This window comes from Aliivibrio sp. S10_S31 (genome assembly GCF_014694495.1).
GTDB classification, from domain to species: domain Bacteria; phylum Pseudomonadota; class Gammaproteobacteria; order Enterobacterales; family Vibrionaceae; genus Aliivibrio; species Aliivibrio fischeri.
Genome location: NZ_JAAUWR010000032.1, coordinates 1 through 16,685 on the forward strand (window position 1 = coordinate 1; position 16,685 = coordinate 16,685).

Below are 16,685 nucleotides of genomic sequence, written 5' to 3' on the forward strand. Positions count from 1 at the left end.
AAAGCGGGAAGCGTCTAATCCTGCCAAAAAAAAGAAAGCGAAAACCATTTCCGCGACAAGTGCTTTATAAAGCACCGCGCTACCCTTATAAAAAAAGAGCCGCTAGCTGTTAAGCGAGCGGCATTAGCTAATTAGCCTCCTTTTTTTTGTTTAGATTTTTGTATTATTTTTGGTTTAATCGCTCAGCCAAAGCTTCCGCAGTTACGTCTTCAACCGCTAGAAACATTGATTTGATTTCCCCTGTTGTACTTCGCATTGGGTTCAATGTGACATTCTGATACATAAACTCACTCTGCTGAGTAATTGGTCGAACATTACGGCAACGAAATAAATACGGTTTTTGACGCCAGGTAATGAAACTGCGCGTGCCTAATTCAAAAACAGGTTTAGATTTTGCTTTAAACCAAGCGTCATTTATTTCTGGAAATAAATCGAACAATGATTTTGTCATCACATCATGAGCTTGTTTCCCACTATGATGTGTCATGAATCCATTCCATAAGTGCACATTAAATTCTTTATCGACTACAATAAGTCCGATATCGACGTTTTGCACCATGTCGACCATCCAATGAAACTGTTCAAATTCAGCTGGGATCCCATTCATTATTCGTCATCCAATAGGTAAGCAAGTTTGTTGTCTAAAATTGGTAGAGATTCGTCTACTATCATCAATAGCATGTCACATTTAATTTGTGTGCCATCAATGTTATAGCTGACTTCAAAAGCCATGATGCGGTTGAATGTCCCTTTGGTTGATTCAACGACACTATCTATAGAAATATGCTGACCAAGCAATACTGGTGCACTTTGAAAAAAACGCACTTCTGCTTGCTCACCAATTCCCTTAAGGAAAGCACCAACCAAAATGTTTGAAACATCCATCAATAACTCAAGCTCTAAACTTGCATCGTCACTCTCAGGATAGTCCATTAAGGTCAACAAATCAGATACGCTTGAATCACTTAATAAAATCAAGGCTTCACCAGCGATACCTTCACCACTAAATCCTTGGCACACTCCAGACATATGTTCATTAGTCGCTAGGTGGCGTAATGTCATTTGCAATTCACTCATTTCGAATAAATTGACGTTTGGTAGTGGCATGTGCACAAATACATCAAAGTGTCTTGCTAATGAATCTGCTGCTCGCCCTATTGCTACATTAGCCACCTCAAGATACACATCTCGACGTCGCAACTGAATTGGTTGAACCGACTGCACTTGATAGCTTGCAGGCTTTTCTGGTTGAATACCAATATTCTGTAAGGTTGAGATTAAAGTTGCTTTATCTAATGGTTTTTTGATGAAGGCTTTCGCCCCTATTTCTGCAACTCGTTGTTGTGCTTTAGGTTGTATATCACCAGAAACAACAACGGTAGAAATAGCAATGTTACGTTTTTGAATCTCTTCAAGCGTACCGTAGCCATCTAACTCAGGCATGGTTAAATCAAGGAAAAGAATATCAAAGGTATTGGCTTCTAATTTATGAATCGCTTCCCAACCATGTTGAGCAAACTCAATATTTGCTCCCCATGATACAGGTATTACACGGGATAATTGTTTACGAGCCAGAGCGGAATCGTCACAGATTAAGATGGAAATGGCCATCTATTTGAACCTTAATTAATAAATCTATTACTGCACTATATCAAGGATTATAGGCCATGAATACGGTAAAGAATATATAAGACATGAAAAAGGAGCCTTAAAAGCTCCTTTGTCGTCAGTTACTTGATGCTTTGTTTAGGCTGTCTTCAAGTACTTCTTTAGCAATGGCTTAGAAATTTTTGCATCTTTAATCTTAAACCAAAGGTAAGTGGCAACAATGGAAAAGAATAAATATGAAACAGCAAAAATAAACGGTGATGAGATTAACTCTGCGTTCATACTAATGATCACGCCCGTTATGGTTACTGTGATTTTTGCGAATAAGCCTAAAACCAGCATTAACATTGCAAGTTGAGGATACTTGGTCGTTCGAAATGCAAACCAGTGGCAGCACCCTACAGCTAATGTAGCGATACTTAACCCTAAAATGAAAGAATGAAAATGCTCAGCAGCTGCAACACCACCGATGGTTGATATTAAAAAAATCAGAAGTAATTTCATAAACACCTCAAATGAAAAATTGGAGCATCCTTTCAAATTTGAAATCTTTGTTTCCGTTGCATTCTATCGCTTTTAATTCAAAATTCAAGTATGTAAAAAATGCACAATTGTTACGCAAATGTTTCGGTGATGATGAGTTGAAATAAGCAACAAACCATAGATGTGATAGTTAATAGAAAAGTCTTATTAATGACGCATTAAATGTTAATGGTTGGTTAACTTTAATGGTATTGAGAAGAGAAATATATTTATAAAATATTTGAAATAAAGCACAAAAAAGCACCCTATTACTAGAGTGCTTTTAAAATTAGATAAAACGTAGATTAAGCTTGAGTCGCTGCTACGTAGTTTTCTAATTCTGAAATTTGTACTGTAGTGATGTGTTTACCGTCTAGGTAGAATGCAACGCTATCATCTACTTTTTCGCCACGAAGTACTTGTTGGGTACCATCCAGTAATGCAACGTGCATTTCTAATGTGTTTGCATCGATTTGTTCAACCGTTGTGCTCTTAACGTTGTTGTTAACTTGTAGAGGTGCAACTGGTGCTTTTGTCATTGATGCATCGATTTTGTCGTTAACTTTAAATACAGCACCGCCAACATCTTTATCTACGATCGCAGGGCTCTTACCTGTGATGATGTTTTTACCAGTCCAGAATTCGATTGAGTTAAAGATAAATAAGTCAGCTGCAGCTGAAATACCATAAACAGGTGCAAGTAGAATATAAAGTCCAGCACGGCCGTAACGGTTATCAACTGCTTTCAAGTTACCAAAAGTAACAAGTTGAGTAACACCCATTTGACCCATACAACCAGTTAAAGTAGTTACGCCTAGCGCCACTGCTACAGCTATTTTCATCTTTTTAAAGTTCATAATATTCTCTATTTATTAGTGTTGTTGTTAACGCGGCGCATATTATCAAGTAATTATTTGTAAAAATAGACCCAACATCAATATTTTACAAAGATATGACAGAATAATGCCGCTTGATCGTCAATTATATGACGCCAATAAAAGTGGAATATTAGATTGAAAAAATGTGGTGTAATTTTCATACAACCTATTCCAATAAATAAAAAGTGCTGATAAACTCCGCGCAGTTTTACGTGACACATGTCATATTTCTAAAAAACAGCAGTTAATTCATTCAAAATTAATTGTAATAAACTTTCAACTCACCGAGAAAACGATGAAAAATATCGATAAAGCAATGCGTATCCTGCTTGCAGGCTTTTGTATCAACCTATGTTTAGGAATTCTTTACGCATGGAGCGTATTCAATAAAGCACTTGTAACTGATATGGGATGGACAGCGTCTCAAGCGTCTCAACCTTATGCGACTGCAACGATCACTTTTTCAATCTGTCTTTTAGTTGCTGGTATTCTTCAAGATCGCATGGGACCACGTTTAATTCTTATTTTCGGTACGATTCTAGTTGGTCTAGGTATGATCGCTTCTAGCTTTGCCGAAACCGTGTTCATGCTTAACATTACTTTCGGTATCATGACTGGTGCTGGCATTGGTTTTGGTTATGCATGTCTAGCTCCATCTGCTATGAAGTGGTTCCACCCTTCTAAGAAAGGTATGGTAAATGGATTAATTGCTGCTGGTTTTGGTTTAGCTGCTATTTACTTAGCGCCTGTTACATCAGCTCTTATTTCTATGTACGGTATTCAAACTAGCTTTTTAGTTCTTGGTGTAGCCATTCTTATTATCGCTGTTCCTTTAGCAACAACGATTAACAACCCACCAGAAGGTTACCAACCAGAAGAACCTAAAGTTAAAGCGGGTAAATCACCAGTGGCAACTCGTAAACCAATGGATCTAAATTGGAAAGCGATGCTTAAAACGCCACAGTTTTATTCTCTATGGATTATGTACGCATTCGCTGCATCTGCTGGTCTTATGATCATTGGTAACATCACAACAATTGCAAGCATGCAAGCAAATCTACCAAATGCGGTTTATCTAGCTTCTCTTCTTGCTGTATTCAATTCAGGCGGTCGTGTTGCTGCTGGTATGCTTTCTGACAAGATTGGTGGCGTAAAAACACTGCTTATCGCATTTGTTCTTCAAGGTGCGAACATGGCTCTATTTAGCATGTACGACAATGAAGTAATGCTAATTATTGGTACGGCTGTTGCTGCAGTTGGTTACGGTACATTACTAGCTGTATTCCCATCACTTACTGCTGAGTTCTACGGCCTGAAAAACTACGGCACTAACTATGGTGTTCTATACACTTCATGGGGTATTGGTGGTGCTATCGGTGCTGCAGTTGTTGGTTTCTCAATGACTCAAGGTGGTGACTATGCTCTAGCGTACACTATCTCTGCTGCAATGGTAGGTGTTGCTATTATTCTAGCTCTAGTTACTAAGCCGATCTCTGAAGAGAAAGCACAACAACTAAGTCCTGCTACAGTTTAATATTATTCAATAAAATCAAAGCCCGTTTGCAATTGTAAACGGGCTTTTTTTGTTTTTTTCGCTTTTTATTATTACAATATAACTTATCTTGAATTTATTGGATTTGCCTATGTTTTCTAAACGCTCGTTATTGATTGCCTTTGTTGTTATTTTCTCAGGTTGTGCCACGTACGCCACATATAACTACGATCAATTATTTGGAGAAGAGCAAGTCCAGAATCGCATTCATGAGTATAAGTCACCAGAAAGCATTGATTACCTTGAAGAAGTAAAACCTCTTATCGATAAACGCTGTGTAGTATGTCACGCCTGTTACGATGCACCCTGCCAATTAAAAATGTCTTCAGCGGAAGGCATCGATCGTGGTGCGCATAAATCGAAAATTTATGAAGGAACACGTTTAGTTGCTGCAAATCCTACCCGCTTATTTGAGGATGCTCAAACGACGCAAGAATGGCGTGATATTGGCTTCTCCCCTGTTCTTAATGAGCGTGAACAAAATGAAATAGCAAACACTGAAGCTGGTGTTATGGCACGCATGCTGACTTTAAAACAAACGAATCCATTGGCTAAAGAAACGCAGTTAACGGGTTATGATTTCTCTATCGATCGTGACCAACAATGTCCGACAATCGAAGAAATGTCCGATTATGAGAGTCAATACCCAAGCTGGGGTATGCCTTATGGTATGCCTGAGTTGTCTAATTCTGAACACGATTTACTAATGAATTGGTTAGAGCAAGGCGCTCATATGAGTGATATTGCTCCGCTATCGGATTCAGATATCGCAAATGTTGAAAAATGGGAAACCTTCTTCAATGGTAATTCATTAAAAGAGCAGCTTACCGCTCGTTACCTATATGAACACCTGTTTTTAAATCATCTATATTTTACAAAAGATCCTAATACGTTACGCTTCTTTAAAGTTGTACGTTCAGCAACGCCTCCAGGTGAACCTTTATCGCTTATCGCAACACGTCGACCATATGATGACCCGGGTGTAGATCGTGTTTATTATCGCGTTGTTCCTGTCAGAAGTAGCATTGTTGATAAAACACACATGCCCTACTTACTTGACCAAGAACGTTTTCAAAAATGGAATCAGTGGTTTGTTACTGCAGATTATCAAGTAACGTCGCTACCAAGCTACTCAACTGAAATTGCAGCTAACCCTCTGGTTACTTTTGTGGATTTACCGGTTCACTCACGTTATAGCTATTTGTTGGATGAAGCTCAAGATACAATTCAAGGCTTTATTAAAGGTCCGGTTTGTCGTGGTCAGTTAGCCTTAAATGTGATTAATGATCATTTTTGGGTTTTCTTTGTCGATCCTGACAAAACAGACAGTCCTGATGTGGTTAAGTTCTATAGAGAACAAAAAGAGAATCTTGCTTTACCCGCAGAATTAGACAGTACAACCGTACCAATTACGAGTTGGATTCAATATTCTCGAAATCAAGCTCGCTACTTAGAGGCGAAGAATACTTATTTAAATAGCATTTTTGCTGACGGAAAACATTTAACACTTGATCTAGTGTGGAATGGTGATCAGAAAAACGATAATTCGGCATTAACTATCTACCGTCACTTCGATAGTGCATCGGTGATTAAAGGGTTAAATGGACCCACCCCGAAAACCGCTTGGGTAATTGATTACGCTCTATTAGAACGCATTCATTATTTATTAGTTGCTGGATTTGATGTTTATGGCAATTTTGGCCATCAATTAATGACCCGTATGTACATGGATTTCTTAAGAATGGAAGGTGAAAGTAACTTTTTAGCTTTATTACCTAAGAAAATGCGTAAAACAGAATTTGAAAGTTGGTATCAAGACCCATCACCACAATTAAGCCGTTTTTTACAACGTGATGTTCAACCGTTTGAACAGCCAACACAGATCACTTATACGTCTGACAACCCAAAAGATGAGCTTTTTGCTAAGTTACGTAAGCGTATGGGCAAAGGTCTATCAAATCGTTACAGCGTAACTAATGCAGATTTAGATAAGTCTTCACATATTGCGTTAAACAATATTGATCGTATCCAAGGTGATGGCCTTCAATACCTTCCACAAATTATGACGTTGAAAGTCGTGTCGAGTAAAGGGAACAGTGAATTTTTTACTTTGTTAAATACAAGTGCACATAAGAATATTTCTTCTTTATTTAATGAAGAAGGAAATCGTATTCCTAAGCTTGACCGTTTGTCTATCCTATATGGTGTTGTGGGCAGTTACCCTGCAGCCTTTTTAGAAATTGAAGAATCTAAATTATCTGATTTTGTTAAACAATTAAGCAAAGTGGGTTCTGAAGAAGATTACGTAGCATTACTTGATAGCTATGCAATTAGACGCAGCTCAAATAAATTCTGGGCTTATAGTGACGAGTTAACAGAATGGTATAAAATGAAATATCCAATCGAAGCGGGTCTTCTGGACTACAATCGTTTTGAAAATAGATAATTCTTATTTTTGAATATTGAAAAGTGAGTGTACACAGGAGACACTCACCTTTTTAGGGGTATTTTACTTGTTGGAACAAATATTTATACAATGCCTTAATGCATTTAGTGATGATTACAAAACCATTTGTAAGCATCATTACCCTACTATTCATAATCGTGGAATGTCGCCAGCACATCTAAGCTCTGCTTTTCATCGTCGATTAAAAGCAATCATTCAAGCAGAAGGTCACTCTTGTCAAATAACGCTTTTTTCACATGATGCAGAACATCAATTATATGTTTTTTCATTAATAATCAATGATGAACGTATATGGATGATCTATCCTCAATTTTTAAATGCAAAAACAGAAGCCAAAACACAAATATATGTGGCTATAGAAGCGCTTAAGAAAAATGATGCTTTATTATTGAATGACCACTTAGTGGTATTGTGTGATCACTGGTTTGATAGAACAAGAAGCAGTAAAGAATTGTATTTTTGGTGGACCGGTAAAATGCCTGAAGATAATTCAGTGTATACTCACCAAGGTATTCATAACTTAATCTCTGAAACCACACTCGATAAGCAATTAAATAACTTAAGCATGACATGTTTGAATCGCTCTATATACCACCCCTTAGAGTCGAATCAACAACATGTCTTACTTAAATACTTTTTATGCTTTGGTTTATTCCGCTATATTCACAACAGTTTTTTATCCTAGAGCCTCATCATCGTCTTTGTTGACGTGCTCAATATGGATAACCCCTTTACAGCCTAGGTTTTCTATCTGCGTTTTATGTAGTTGAGTACTTAAATAAAAGCCGTATTGGTAAAGCGTTTCACCTTTTACTGATTTTATTTCTTTTCGATACACAATATCGCCAATCATTGCAGGAAATGAACGAATTCTAAGTTCACAACTGCCTTCTTGTAATTTACGTTCACTTGTAAAACCAAACCCTTTTTTAGATACATCCATTAATTTAACGCTAACAAAAGGCATCAATCTATGTGCCCAAAATATTTTAGCATTAACAGATTTTTTACACTCAAATCTGGGCCAACGGCGCTTTAATAAAAATTCCACATCTCACCTTGAGTTTGTCTTTATGCGCTTATTCTCAACAAAAACCGAGGATATTTCAACAAGATTATCAGTAAAATTATCATGAATGATACACTGTATAATGGATTATTTTTGATTTTAGTACGATTATACAAACCATATATGTAAACAGCTTTTTATATTCACCGATATAAATAACTGAACATTAGGTCTTTAATACGTTTGTGCAAGCTCAACTGGATACCCTCTTTCTATGGCAAACTGTTCGGCTAAGTGACAAACGTCATCACTAGATGGTTGAGTGAGTGTATTGACTTCTTTGCTTAAATTTATTTGTTGTGCTATTTGTTTTGCGCACTCAATAGCAGATGAGGCTTTTACTATCTCTGCTCTAAAATAACCATGACCATCATAATTAATCGTCGCGGCTCTTAGTGTTATATCATCACCTGGAATTTGTTGAGCACCATATAGCGGTTTACCTGCTGTGGATGCGGTTTCAAACGAAGCAATGAATTGTGATAAATGTTTGATGGCCTTTTCAGTTCGTTCTTGCTGAATACTTTCTTTCCAACCGTTCGTAATTTTATTGATGAATTTTTCTGGTAACTGCGGTTGAGACGATAGCTCTGAAGAACGAGATAACCCATCTTTAAATAACGTAATCTCTTCTGTCATACCGTGTAATTGAAAATAGCCATTAGGATACGGGGTTAACTGTGCCATTCCTTTTGGTGTGCCTCTTTCTCCATGAAATATTACTTCTGGCCATTTCCCAAAAAAATCACTATTCCAATGTGTTACGTAAGCAGCTTTAAATTCAACTAACCTTTTGGTTTGCTGTTGTGCAAGATCATCTATGATACCGGTGCGAAATCCGGCACAATTGATGACATAATCAAAGTTACAATTAGTGACGGCGTCACTGTTTGAAAAACTCAAAAACCAACTGCCATTATCTTGCTTATTTAATTTTTCAACTCGACTTGAAAGGTGCAGGTTTACATTGGATTGTTCACTGAGAATTAATTGTGCGGTTGATGCCATTCTAAATACACTTAGCCCATACTCTTGCACAATGACTACTGGGTATTTTATTTGCTCTAAATCTGTGGTTTTAGCGAATGGGATCATCCACTCTGTCATTGAGCGAGGTTGATTTGTTGGTTCAAGTTTTGCAATTTCAAATAATTCTTGTTTAGTAAACGTCGTGAAATACTCTTCTGCGCTACCAAATACTTCATTATTTTCTGATTGCTCAATTAATTTCTGATAATGTTTTTGCAATAAATTCAAACGCGGTAAAAGATCGCTCGCTTCAGCTCTATCATCTTTAGGTACAGCGATAATTGTCGGTCGAATATTTAATGAATGAGGGAAAAATTGAGCAGTTTGAATTGACTCTGTTAATAAAGCGATGCATTGCTCATCAGAGATCTCTCGGTACAAATTACCGCCGGCGTGTAAATGACAAATAGGTGGACCATTAACTAAACTGGTTCCTTGCTCAAAAAGATCAATTTCAATATCAAATTTTGACAGATACATTGCAATTGTTGAGCCTGCAACGCCACCACCAATGATGGCTACTTTCTTTTTTGAAGGTTTTTTGTCCATTATTTTCCACAATCCAAGCAATATTTATATTAACTTGGCTATTTTACTTTGCGTCACAAAAAAATAATAGAATAGAGAAAGAAAAAGCTTGATCTATATATATTGTACTTATAATTCAATAAGTTAAACTGTTATTCAAACAGTTACCCACAGAAATTGTGGATAACTGTGGGTAACTTTAACCCCACAAGGTTAATTTAATAATTCTGATAGCAACACCTAAGATAAGTACGCTAATTCCAATTCGATACCACTTATATTCATTAACAGACATTTCAATTCGCTTTACAAACAGCATAAATGCACCACTTATGTCTGATGATCTTCGAGAATACTGGGTTATTGAGACTAGTATGCTCACAATACCAATCAACATAAATAAATACTGTGCTATATCAATGAGAAGTTCCATATTTAAGCTCCTTATGTGTTCTATGTAACTATCTCTTTTTTCATTGATTAAAGTAAATTAGCAAATAGTCTTATATATTTTCATTCTGCCGTTATAAAGAGGTACTTATTCATCCTTGTATTTTGTTATACTGCTCACAACTTTATTAGATTATGTGAATGTAATGGAACAGCTTGAAGCCAAACTAAAAAAATTAGAAAAACGAAACTACCGTAGTTATACCTCTATTAAAGGGGAATACGACTTTACCGACTTCACTCTGTATATCGATAATGTTCAATCTGACCCGTATGCACCACCAACTCGTATTCGTGCAAAACGTGCATGGTCGTTAACACACCTTCAATGGCTTCAAGAAACGTCACTTGATTATCAACGTGCCGCTCGTGATTTCTTAGCTCGCCACTTTAGTGAGTTATTAGAAAAAGATGCAACGCTTTCAATTGCGTTATCTGGTCAAACGGTTTTGGACCACACTTCAGTAATTTTTGATGATGAAGGTATTGAACTTCGTTACAACATTAATTTACCAGCTGATGGTCGTGAGATTTTAGCGAAAAAAGCGATTAATATTTTAACTTTCCATATGCCAAAATATGTACGCCGTACACTTTTAGCTCGCGAGCTTCCTATTGAGGAGTTAAAAGAACATTGTAAAGTTATCGTAGACCAAGTCGCTCTTCGTCGTCAGCTTTCTGAGCACGGTTTAGTTGCTTTTGTTGCTAATGGCAGTATTTTACCTCGAATTGCTGGTAATAATGATCGTCCAATGAAAGATGCGATCGCATTTCAGAGCCCTGAATCGTTAGAAGTCGAGCTAATGACACCTAACCGTGGTCCTATTAAGGGAATGGGTATTCCAAAAGGTATAACGCTAATTGTTGGTGGTGGTTTCCATGGTAAATCCACGTTACTTAATGCTTTAGAGCGTTCTATTTATGATCATATCCCTGGTGATGGTCGTGAGTATATTGTAACAGAAGAGTCGACAACAAAAATTCAAGCAGAAGATGGTCGTTGTGTTCATAATTTAAACTTATCGAATTATATTAACCATTTACCTATGGGTAAAGACACAACATGCTTCTCAACTCAAGATGCGTCAGGCTCTACATCACAAGCAGCATGGCTTCAAGAATCACTAGAAGCTCAGGCTAAAGCCCTCTTAATCGATGAAGATACGTCTGCAACCAATTTCATGATCCGTGATGAACGTATGCAAGCATTAGTAAATAATGGTGCAGAACCAATTACCCCTCTTGTCGATCGTATTGGTCAGTTACGTGATGAAATGGGCGTATCAACGATTCTTGTTATGGGTGGCTCTGGTGATTATCTTGATGTTGCAGACACAGTTATCCAAATGCATGATTACCAAGCTGTTGATGTTACTTCAAAAGCAAAAGATGTAGTTGCTTCACACCCTACAACACGTGTTCGTGAAGGCTCTGACAATTTGCTACCAACGGAGACGCGTCAATTAAACCGTTCTTCTCTTCAAGCGATTCTTCAAGAAGGCAAGTTCCGTATCCAAGCTAAAAATAAAGATTCATTACGTTTTGGCCGTGAATACATTGATATTACCGCTATCTCGCAACTTCAATCTTCTGCGCAGGTCCATGCTATTGGTTGGATGTGGTTTCAGTTATCACAAACTCCTGGTTGGGAATCGAATCCTGTTGAGTTTATTGCTCAGCAACTTCATGATAATTGGCATGAAATGATGCCAAAACACGGCGATTTGGCGAAACCTCGTGTTATTGAGGTAATGGCGACACTTAACCGTATGCGTGTAGCTGAATTTAAATAGTAAATCACAACTTTTATCAGGCCTCCTTCTATAGGGGGCCTTTTTGTATATAATGCTTTTCTTTTAACAAATAACAATCAATTTGATTACAAATAAAGCATTCAATAATGATCATCTACTGAATAAAAGTGAATAATTACTTTTTTTTAATGAATAGTATTCCACTTCATTAGAAAACAGTGTAATCTCCACTTTATTGAATGAATACGGAAATTTAGTGAATAATAATGCTAAGGAATAGCAGTTTATTAACTAGTGGTAATTTGAGAGATTTATGCAAAATTCAAGTGAGAGTATACCTATGAGCAAGAAGAAGAATCTTCTAATGTTTCTTATCCCGTCATTAATCGGCTTGTTCCTTTTTATGGCCCCAATAACCTATAACGGTGATATTACTATCCCAGTTGCCGTTTTAGCTAAATCAATTCAGGCTTTATTCGGTGAGCACCTAGTAGCTATGGTTACAGGCATCACTATGTTTATGGCAGTAGTAACTATCTTGTTTAAACTATTCAAACCAAGTTTTATTACTAAAAATGAATTCCTATTTGGTTTGTTGAACCCAAGCCCACTTTGGTTCGTCGTTCGCCTAATTGGTGGTGCAGCGGCAGCAATGGTATTTTTTCAATTTGGCCCTGAGGCCATTTGGGAACCAAATACTGGTGGTTTAGTATTAAACGATTTACTTCCTGTTCTTTTTTCTGTATTCATTTTTGCAGGCTTATTATTACCTCTTCTTCTTAACTTTGGTTTACTTGAACTATTTGGTGCTTTGTTAAGTAAAGTGATGCGTCCTGTTTTCAATTTACCAGGTCGTTCTGCTATTGACTGTATGGCATCATGGTTAGGTGATGGTTCTGTTGGTATTCTTTTAACAAGCAAGCAATATGAAGGTAAGTTTTATACTCAACGTGAAGCCGCTGTTGTTGGTACTACTTTCTCTGCAGTATCAATTACTTTCAGCCTTGTTGTTATTGCTCAAGTTGAATTAGAAAGTTATTTTCTACCATTTTATTTAACAGTATGTCTTGCAGGTGTTGTGGCTGCGATTATCATCCCTCGCCTACCGCCATTAAGCCGTAAAAAAGACCTATTCATTGATGGCACCGAGCGTGATGCTGATGCTGAATTAATCCCAGAAGGATACACAACATTTTCATGGGGTTTAGAGCAAGCGATGAACAAAGCCGCTAAAGTAACTTCTATTAGAAACGTATTTGGTGAAGGCGTTAAGAATGCAGTAGATATGGTATTTGGCGTATTACCAGTGGTTATGGCATTAGGTACTGTAGCTCTTGTTATTGCTGAATATACTTCTGTTTTCACTGTGTTAGGTCAACCGTTTATTCCGTTCCTTGAATTACTAGGTGTTCCTGAAGCGGCGGCAGCATCTCAAACGATTGTTGTTGGTTTTGCTGATATGTTTATTCCATCAATCTTAGCGGCATCAATCGATAGTGAAATGACTCGTTTTGTAATTGCTGCAATGTCAGTTACACAGTTGATTTATATGTCTGAAGTTGGTGCTTTATTACTTGGTAGTAAGATCCCTGTGAACATTTTTGAACTGTTTGCTATCTTCATCTTACGTACTATTATCACACTTCCAGTAATTGCAGGTATGGCACATTTAATTTTCTAATTAAACGTCACTCTCACCTATTTAAAGCGATCTCTTATGAGGTCGCTTTTTTTTGACTTAAATACTCATAGAAGACAAATGATAATATTGGTGTAAATAATAATGAGAAAATGAAAGCTATTGGGCCTGAACGATCATAGCTTTTAGCTATAATGGCTACCCCTAATGATAATGAAATATATACCCATAATGAAAAGTAAATCATATAAGACCAACATGTTACATAATAAAAACAATGCTAGCTTTATATATCTTCTATACCATTAGTGATACTTGATTTGGCAAGATGTGCTGATTTATAAGCAATTATAAGATTTAACAAATTATGTTAGATTATTAGGTAAAAAAAAGGCTTAGTAATAAACCTAAGCCTTTCAACACTTATAATAAGTAAATGCTTATTTATAAAAAGCTTCAACTGTGCCTTTTAATTTAATTAGCATTGGTTGTCCACGACGGTCAAGTGCTTTCGGTGAAGGGATCTTAACCCAACCTTCGCTGATGCAATATTCTTCAACATCAAAACGCTCTTTACCATTTAAACGAATACCAATGTGATGCTCAAAGCATTCAGCAACGTGGTGTGGGCTACGAGGGTTGCCAGAAAGATGATCTGGTAAAGTTGGTTGAGTTTTAGCGTCGTTCATGTTCATGACCTATAAAATAAAAGTGCGTCATTGTAGTCAATCTAAGACTAAGTCACAAGTGCTCTTCATCAATATCATTAGTGATACGCACTTAGTAGTTAATTTTTATTATTTCGTGTTCTAGCTGTTTTGTGATGGGATTCCTTAAATCTTTTTTTTATACTAGTCATAATATTAGATGAACAATATGGAGATAATGCAAATGGATACAACGTCACTCATCTATGACACCCTCACAAACTTAGCAACAGCTGAACCGACTCAATGTGCTCAAATTCGACAAAAACTGTATGATGAACTTAATTTACCATTTGATAAAAAGTTCGCATTATATTCGGGTGTACTTGGTCCGGTAAGCGCAGGAAGGATTGACGATCTTAATGATGCTGTTAATAAAGCTCGTGCTATTTTAGAAGATAAAAACTATTGATGCTGTAATGTGTCATTCTAGCCTTTTAATTAAGGCTAGAAATTTGTTTATAGATAATGGGGTTTATCTTTTTAAAAAGTACTCAATATTTTTATCGAGCTAATTTTATTATCAAACCCTTTCGCGTTCCCTTCTCCACTTTTACGAGTATAAAAATCACCAGTGTAATTTTTACCTTCATAAAAACGAACGATCCAGCCTGATGGGATATCATAAGAAGACATTCTATCGTCAAAATTGTAATCACTTAAATCGGGCTCATTATGCTCAATACTTATCGATGACCCCATTTGATTACTCTGACTGTAAATCTCCACGCTCTTATTTGTGTTTGATTCTAAACCAAGTACAATTGTTGATTGATTGCATTTCGCTTCACGAGACTTACAAAAAATACTATCTTCACCTTGAGATTTTTCACAGCGTCGTTGCACTTTATAACGAGCAATATCCTCTGTTATTCCTGCTTCTGCGAAAATGTCTTGGAACGGTTGAAGAGTACAGATATATATCCGACTTTCGTTATCTGAATCAAAATTAAATCCAGCATGAGAAGCTGAACTCAAACCTAAAAGAGTGGTTAAAATGATTATTTTTTTCATGATTACTATCTACCATAGCAAATACATTGCCATCATAAAGCACCAAAAAAGCCACCAAAAACTGGTGGGAAGATTATTGTAACGCAAGATATATTAGAACAATATGATTGAATTTCAAACGGTTATATTATTAATTATTCGATAACCTAGAGATGCATCAACATGATTCCTAGGTGAATTAAATACTCGTTTTGTTAAATTGGTCTTGTCATAATTAATGGGTTTGGATTTAGTGTTTCACAGTCTTTATATAAATCAGCAGATAATTGGCGAAAAGCCGCTTGTTTAATATATGAGGTTTTAAAGGCAATCATTGCTTCTTCTATCTTATTAGAATATATAGGGGTAATAGACACATTATTCCACTGATAATTAACATCAGTAACGTACACATTTAACGCATCATAAGGTAATTGAAATACTAATGTTTGATTACAAGGTGTAAAGGTTCCTAAAGGCGTCCCACTTGCATCTTGTGCTTTAGTGGACGTAATAGCGATAAAACTCCCCGCTTTAGCTGAACCTACAATATACCTTCTATCTTCTGTATATTGATAAGACAAAGAGGAAAACCAATCTTCTTTAAAAATCGCATTTTCAAAGTCAATTTTACCTAATGACAATTTTATATCATAAATACTCGTAATGTTACCTATAACAAAGTTCACATTATGTAATTCTGTTTCTTTTTCAGTTACCACTTCGGTTTTGGTCGTTGAACATCCACTTAAGGCCAAGACCAAGGCTAAATTAAACATCCTTGCTAACATGTAAGCCACCTTATACGTATAAAAGCGTATTGATTTAAATTCATTAAATCTTACAACATTGCTAAATACCCAACAGGTGTAAAAATGTGAACTGATTCGAATATATTCAATAACACAATCACCACGAACTAACTCTCTTAGCTATAAAGTTTCCTGAGAAAAGTCGTGATGACGAACATCTATTCTTTCAAATTCATGTTTTAAATGCCGTTAGTAGTTGTTTCAAAAGTACGCTTGGTCGAGCGATTATAAACCCACTGGGGTATAACGTGCTCTTTGGTCAATTGCTCGCGAGAACCACAAACAATGCAAATTTCTGCCAAATGATTTGTAATGATTGCATCAGTGACTTACTTCTTATTTGCTCTAATTTTCTTTCGAAGATGAACTAACAGCAACTGAATGTTCATTTAAAAAAACTCCTGACTGCCCCTAGCACATAACGTCGCAATTGTGGGTGCTTATCAAACCGCCCTAAACCATTTTAATTCATTGTATTCACAATACTTTTAAAATACACGCGAGTTTTAAGCGTCCCGTTGATTTCCTTGTTATATGCGTAAATCTAAGTTGTTGATGCATTTGTTATAAGCACATTCTCACACGGTTCATATGAACAAATTGAGCATCTTCTGATGTTACTTGGAAACCAAATTTACGATATAAACCGCCTACTCGATTGCCTTGCAAATAACACA

General features: G+C 36.5%; 16 protein-coding genes and 1 pseudogene. 6 read left to right on the top strand and 11 right to left on the bottom strand.

All coding sequences use genetic code 11. The annotated features are described in order from the left end of the window. Positions 1–163: 163 nt before the first annotated feature. The 4 genes from HC728_RS18735 to HC728_RS18750 all read right to left on the bottom strand — a co-directional run bounded on the left by HC728_RS18735 (position 164) and on the right by HC728_RS18750 (position 2,987). Positions 164–607 (bottom strand): PAS domain-containing protein, encoded by a 444-nt coding sequence (locus HC728_RS18735; RefSeq protein ID WP_012535121.1) that lies wholly within the window; start codon positions 605–607, stop codon positions 164–166. Beyond that, a complete protein-coding gene (locus HC728_RS18740; RefSeq protein ID WP_190395883.1) occupies positions 607–1,611 on the bottom strand; it encodes a response regulator in 1,005 nt (334 codons plus the stop codon). The genes HC728_RS18735 and HC728_RS18740 overlap by 1 nt, the downstream gene beginning before the upstream one ends. Before the next feature lie 135 nt (positions 1,612–1,746). Next, positions 1,747–2,112 carry a hypothetical protein gene (locus HC728_RS18745; protein WP_017019455.1) on the bottom strand — a complete coding sequence of 122 codons (366 nt, stop codon included), beginning with the start codon at positions 2,110–2,112 and terminating at the stop codon, positions 1,747–1,749. A gap of 323 nt (positions 2,113–2,435) precedes the next feature. Then, entirely contained in the window at positions 2,436–2,987 is a 552-nt protein-coding gene (locus HC728_RS18750; RefSeq protein WP_011263448.1) for a DUF3332 domain-containing protein, read from the bottom strand. 316 nt (positions 2,988–3,303) lie between these two features. Between HC728_RS18750 and HC728_RS18755 the strand changes: the two genes are divergently transcribed. From HC728_RS18755 to HC728_RS18765, 3 genes are all read left to right on the top strand, one after another. Then, complete coding sequence (locus tag HC728_RS18755) at positions 3,304–4,542, top strand: OFA family MFS transporter (protein WP_012534661.1); 1,239 nt, start codon at positions 3,304–3,306, stop codon at positions 4,540–4,542. 109 nt (positions 4,543–4,651) lie between these two features. Beyond that, positions 4,652–7,006: a fatty acid cis/trans isomerase gene (locus HC728_RS18760; RefSeq protein ID WP_190395884.1), complete on the top strand. Its 2,355-nt coding sequence runs from the start codon at positions 4,652–4,654 to the stop codon at positions 7,004–7,006. A 67-nt stretch (positions 7,007–7,073) separates the two neighbouring features. Next, the gene (locus HC728_RS18765) at positions 7,074–7,712 is read left to right on the top strand and encodes a hypothetical protein (RefSeq protein WP_238933829.1); all 639 of its coding nucleotides are present in this window, start codon (positions 7,074–7,076) and stop codon (positions 7,710–7,712) included. Here HC728_RS18765 and HC728_RS18770 read toward each other — a convergent pair. The 3 genes from HC728_RS18770 to HC728_RS18780 all read right to left on the bottom strand — a co-directional run bounded on the left by HC728_RS18770 (position 7,704) and on the right by HC728_RS18780 (position 10,086). Then, positions 7,704–8,078: a hypothetical protein gene (locus tag HC728_RS18770; RefSeq protein WP_005422812.1), complete on the bottom strand. Its 375-nt coding sequence runs from the start codon at positions 8,076–8,078 to the stop codon at positions 7,704–7,706. The two genes, HC728_RS18765 and HC728_RS18770, sit on opposite strands and share 9 nt — an antisense overlap. 192 nt (positions 8,079–8,270) lie before the next feature. Then, complete coding sequence (locus tag HC728_RS18775; RefSeq protein WP_190395885.1) at positions 8,271–9,674, bottom strand: FAD-dependent oxidoreductase; 1,404 nt, start codon at positions 9,672–9,674, stop codon at positions 8,271–8,273. A 178-nt stretch (positions 9,675–9,852) separates the two neighbouring features. Further along, positions 9,853–10,086 carry a hypothetical protein gene (locus HC728_RS18780; protein WP_190395886.1) on the bottom strand — a complete coding sequence of 78 codons (234 nt, stop codon included), beginning with the start codon at positions 10,084–10,086 and terminating at the stop codon, positions 9,853–9,855. A gap of 163 nt (positions 10,087–10,249) precedes the next feature. On the opposite strand from HC728_RS18780, the gene HC728_RS18785 reads away from it, so the two are divergent. After that, positions 10,250–11,896, top strand: a complete 1,647-nt coding sequence (locus tag HC728_RS18785) for an ABC-ATPase domain-containing protein (RefSeq protein WP_190395887.1) — start codon at positions 10,250–10,252, stop codon at positions 11,894–11,896. Positions 11,897–12,170: 274 nt separating this feature from the next. Further along, entirely contained in the window at positions 12,171–13,538 is a 1,368-nt protein-coding gene (locus HC728_RS18790) for a YjiH family protein (RefSeq protein WP_065621611.1), read from the top strand. 398 nt (positions 13,539–13,936) lie between these two features. On the opposite strand, the gene HC728_RS18795 is transcribed toward HC728_RS18790, so the two are convergent. Next, entirely contained in the window at positions 13,937–14,185 is a 249-nt protein-coding gene (locus tag HC728_RS18795; RefSeq protein ID WP_005422827.1) for a DUF3297 family protein, read from the bottom strand. A gap of 202 nt (positions 14,186–14,387) precedes the next feature. Here HC728_RS18795 and HC728_RS18800 point away from each other — a divergent pair, with 202 nt between their 5' ends. Further along, positions 14,388–14,615, top strand: a complete 228-nt coding sequence (locus tag HC728_RS18800; protein ID WP_026029340.1) for a PAS factor family protein — start codon at positions 14,388–14,390, stop codon at positions 14,613–14,615. A gap of 71 nt (positions 14,616–14,686) precedes the next feature. Here the strand turns inward: HC728_RS18800 and HC728_RS18805 are convergent, their stop codons facing one another. From HC728_RS18805 to HC728_RS20185, 3 genes and pseudogenes are all read right to left on the bottom strand, one after another. After that, entirely contained in the window at positions 14,687–15,217 is a 531-nt protein-coding gene (locus HC728_RS18805) for a beta/gamma crystallin-related protein (RefSeq protein ID WP_005422831.1), read from the bottom strand. 194 nt (positions 15,218–15,411) lie between these two features. Continuing rightward, complete coding sequence (locus tag HC728_RS18810; RefSeq protein ID WP_017019463.1) at positions 15,412–15,987, bottom strand: hypothetical protein; 576 nt, start codon at positions 15,985–15,987, stop codon at positions 15,412–15,414. A gap of 585 nt (positions 15,988–16,572) precedes the next feature. After that, positions 16,573–16,685: pseudogene (locus HC728_RS20185) on the bottom strand (N-acetyltransferase); the annotation flags it as partial.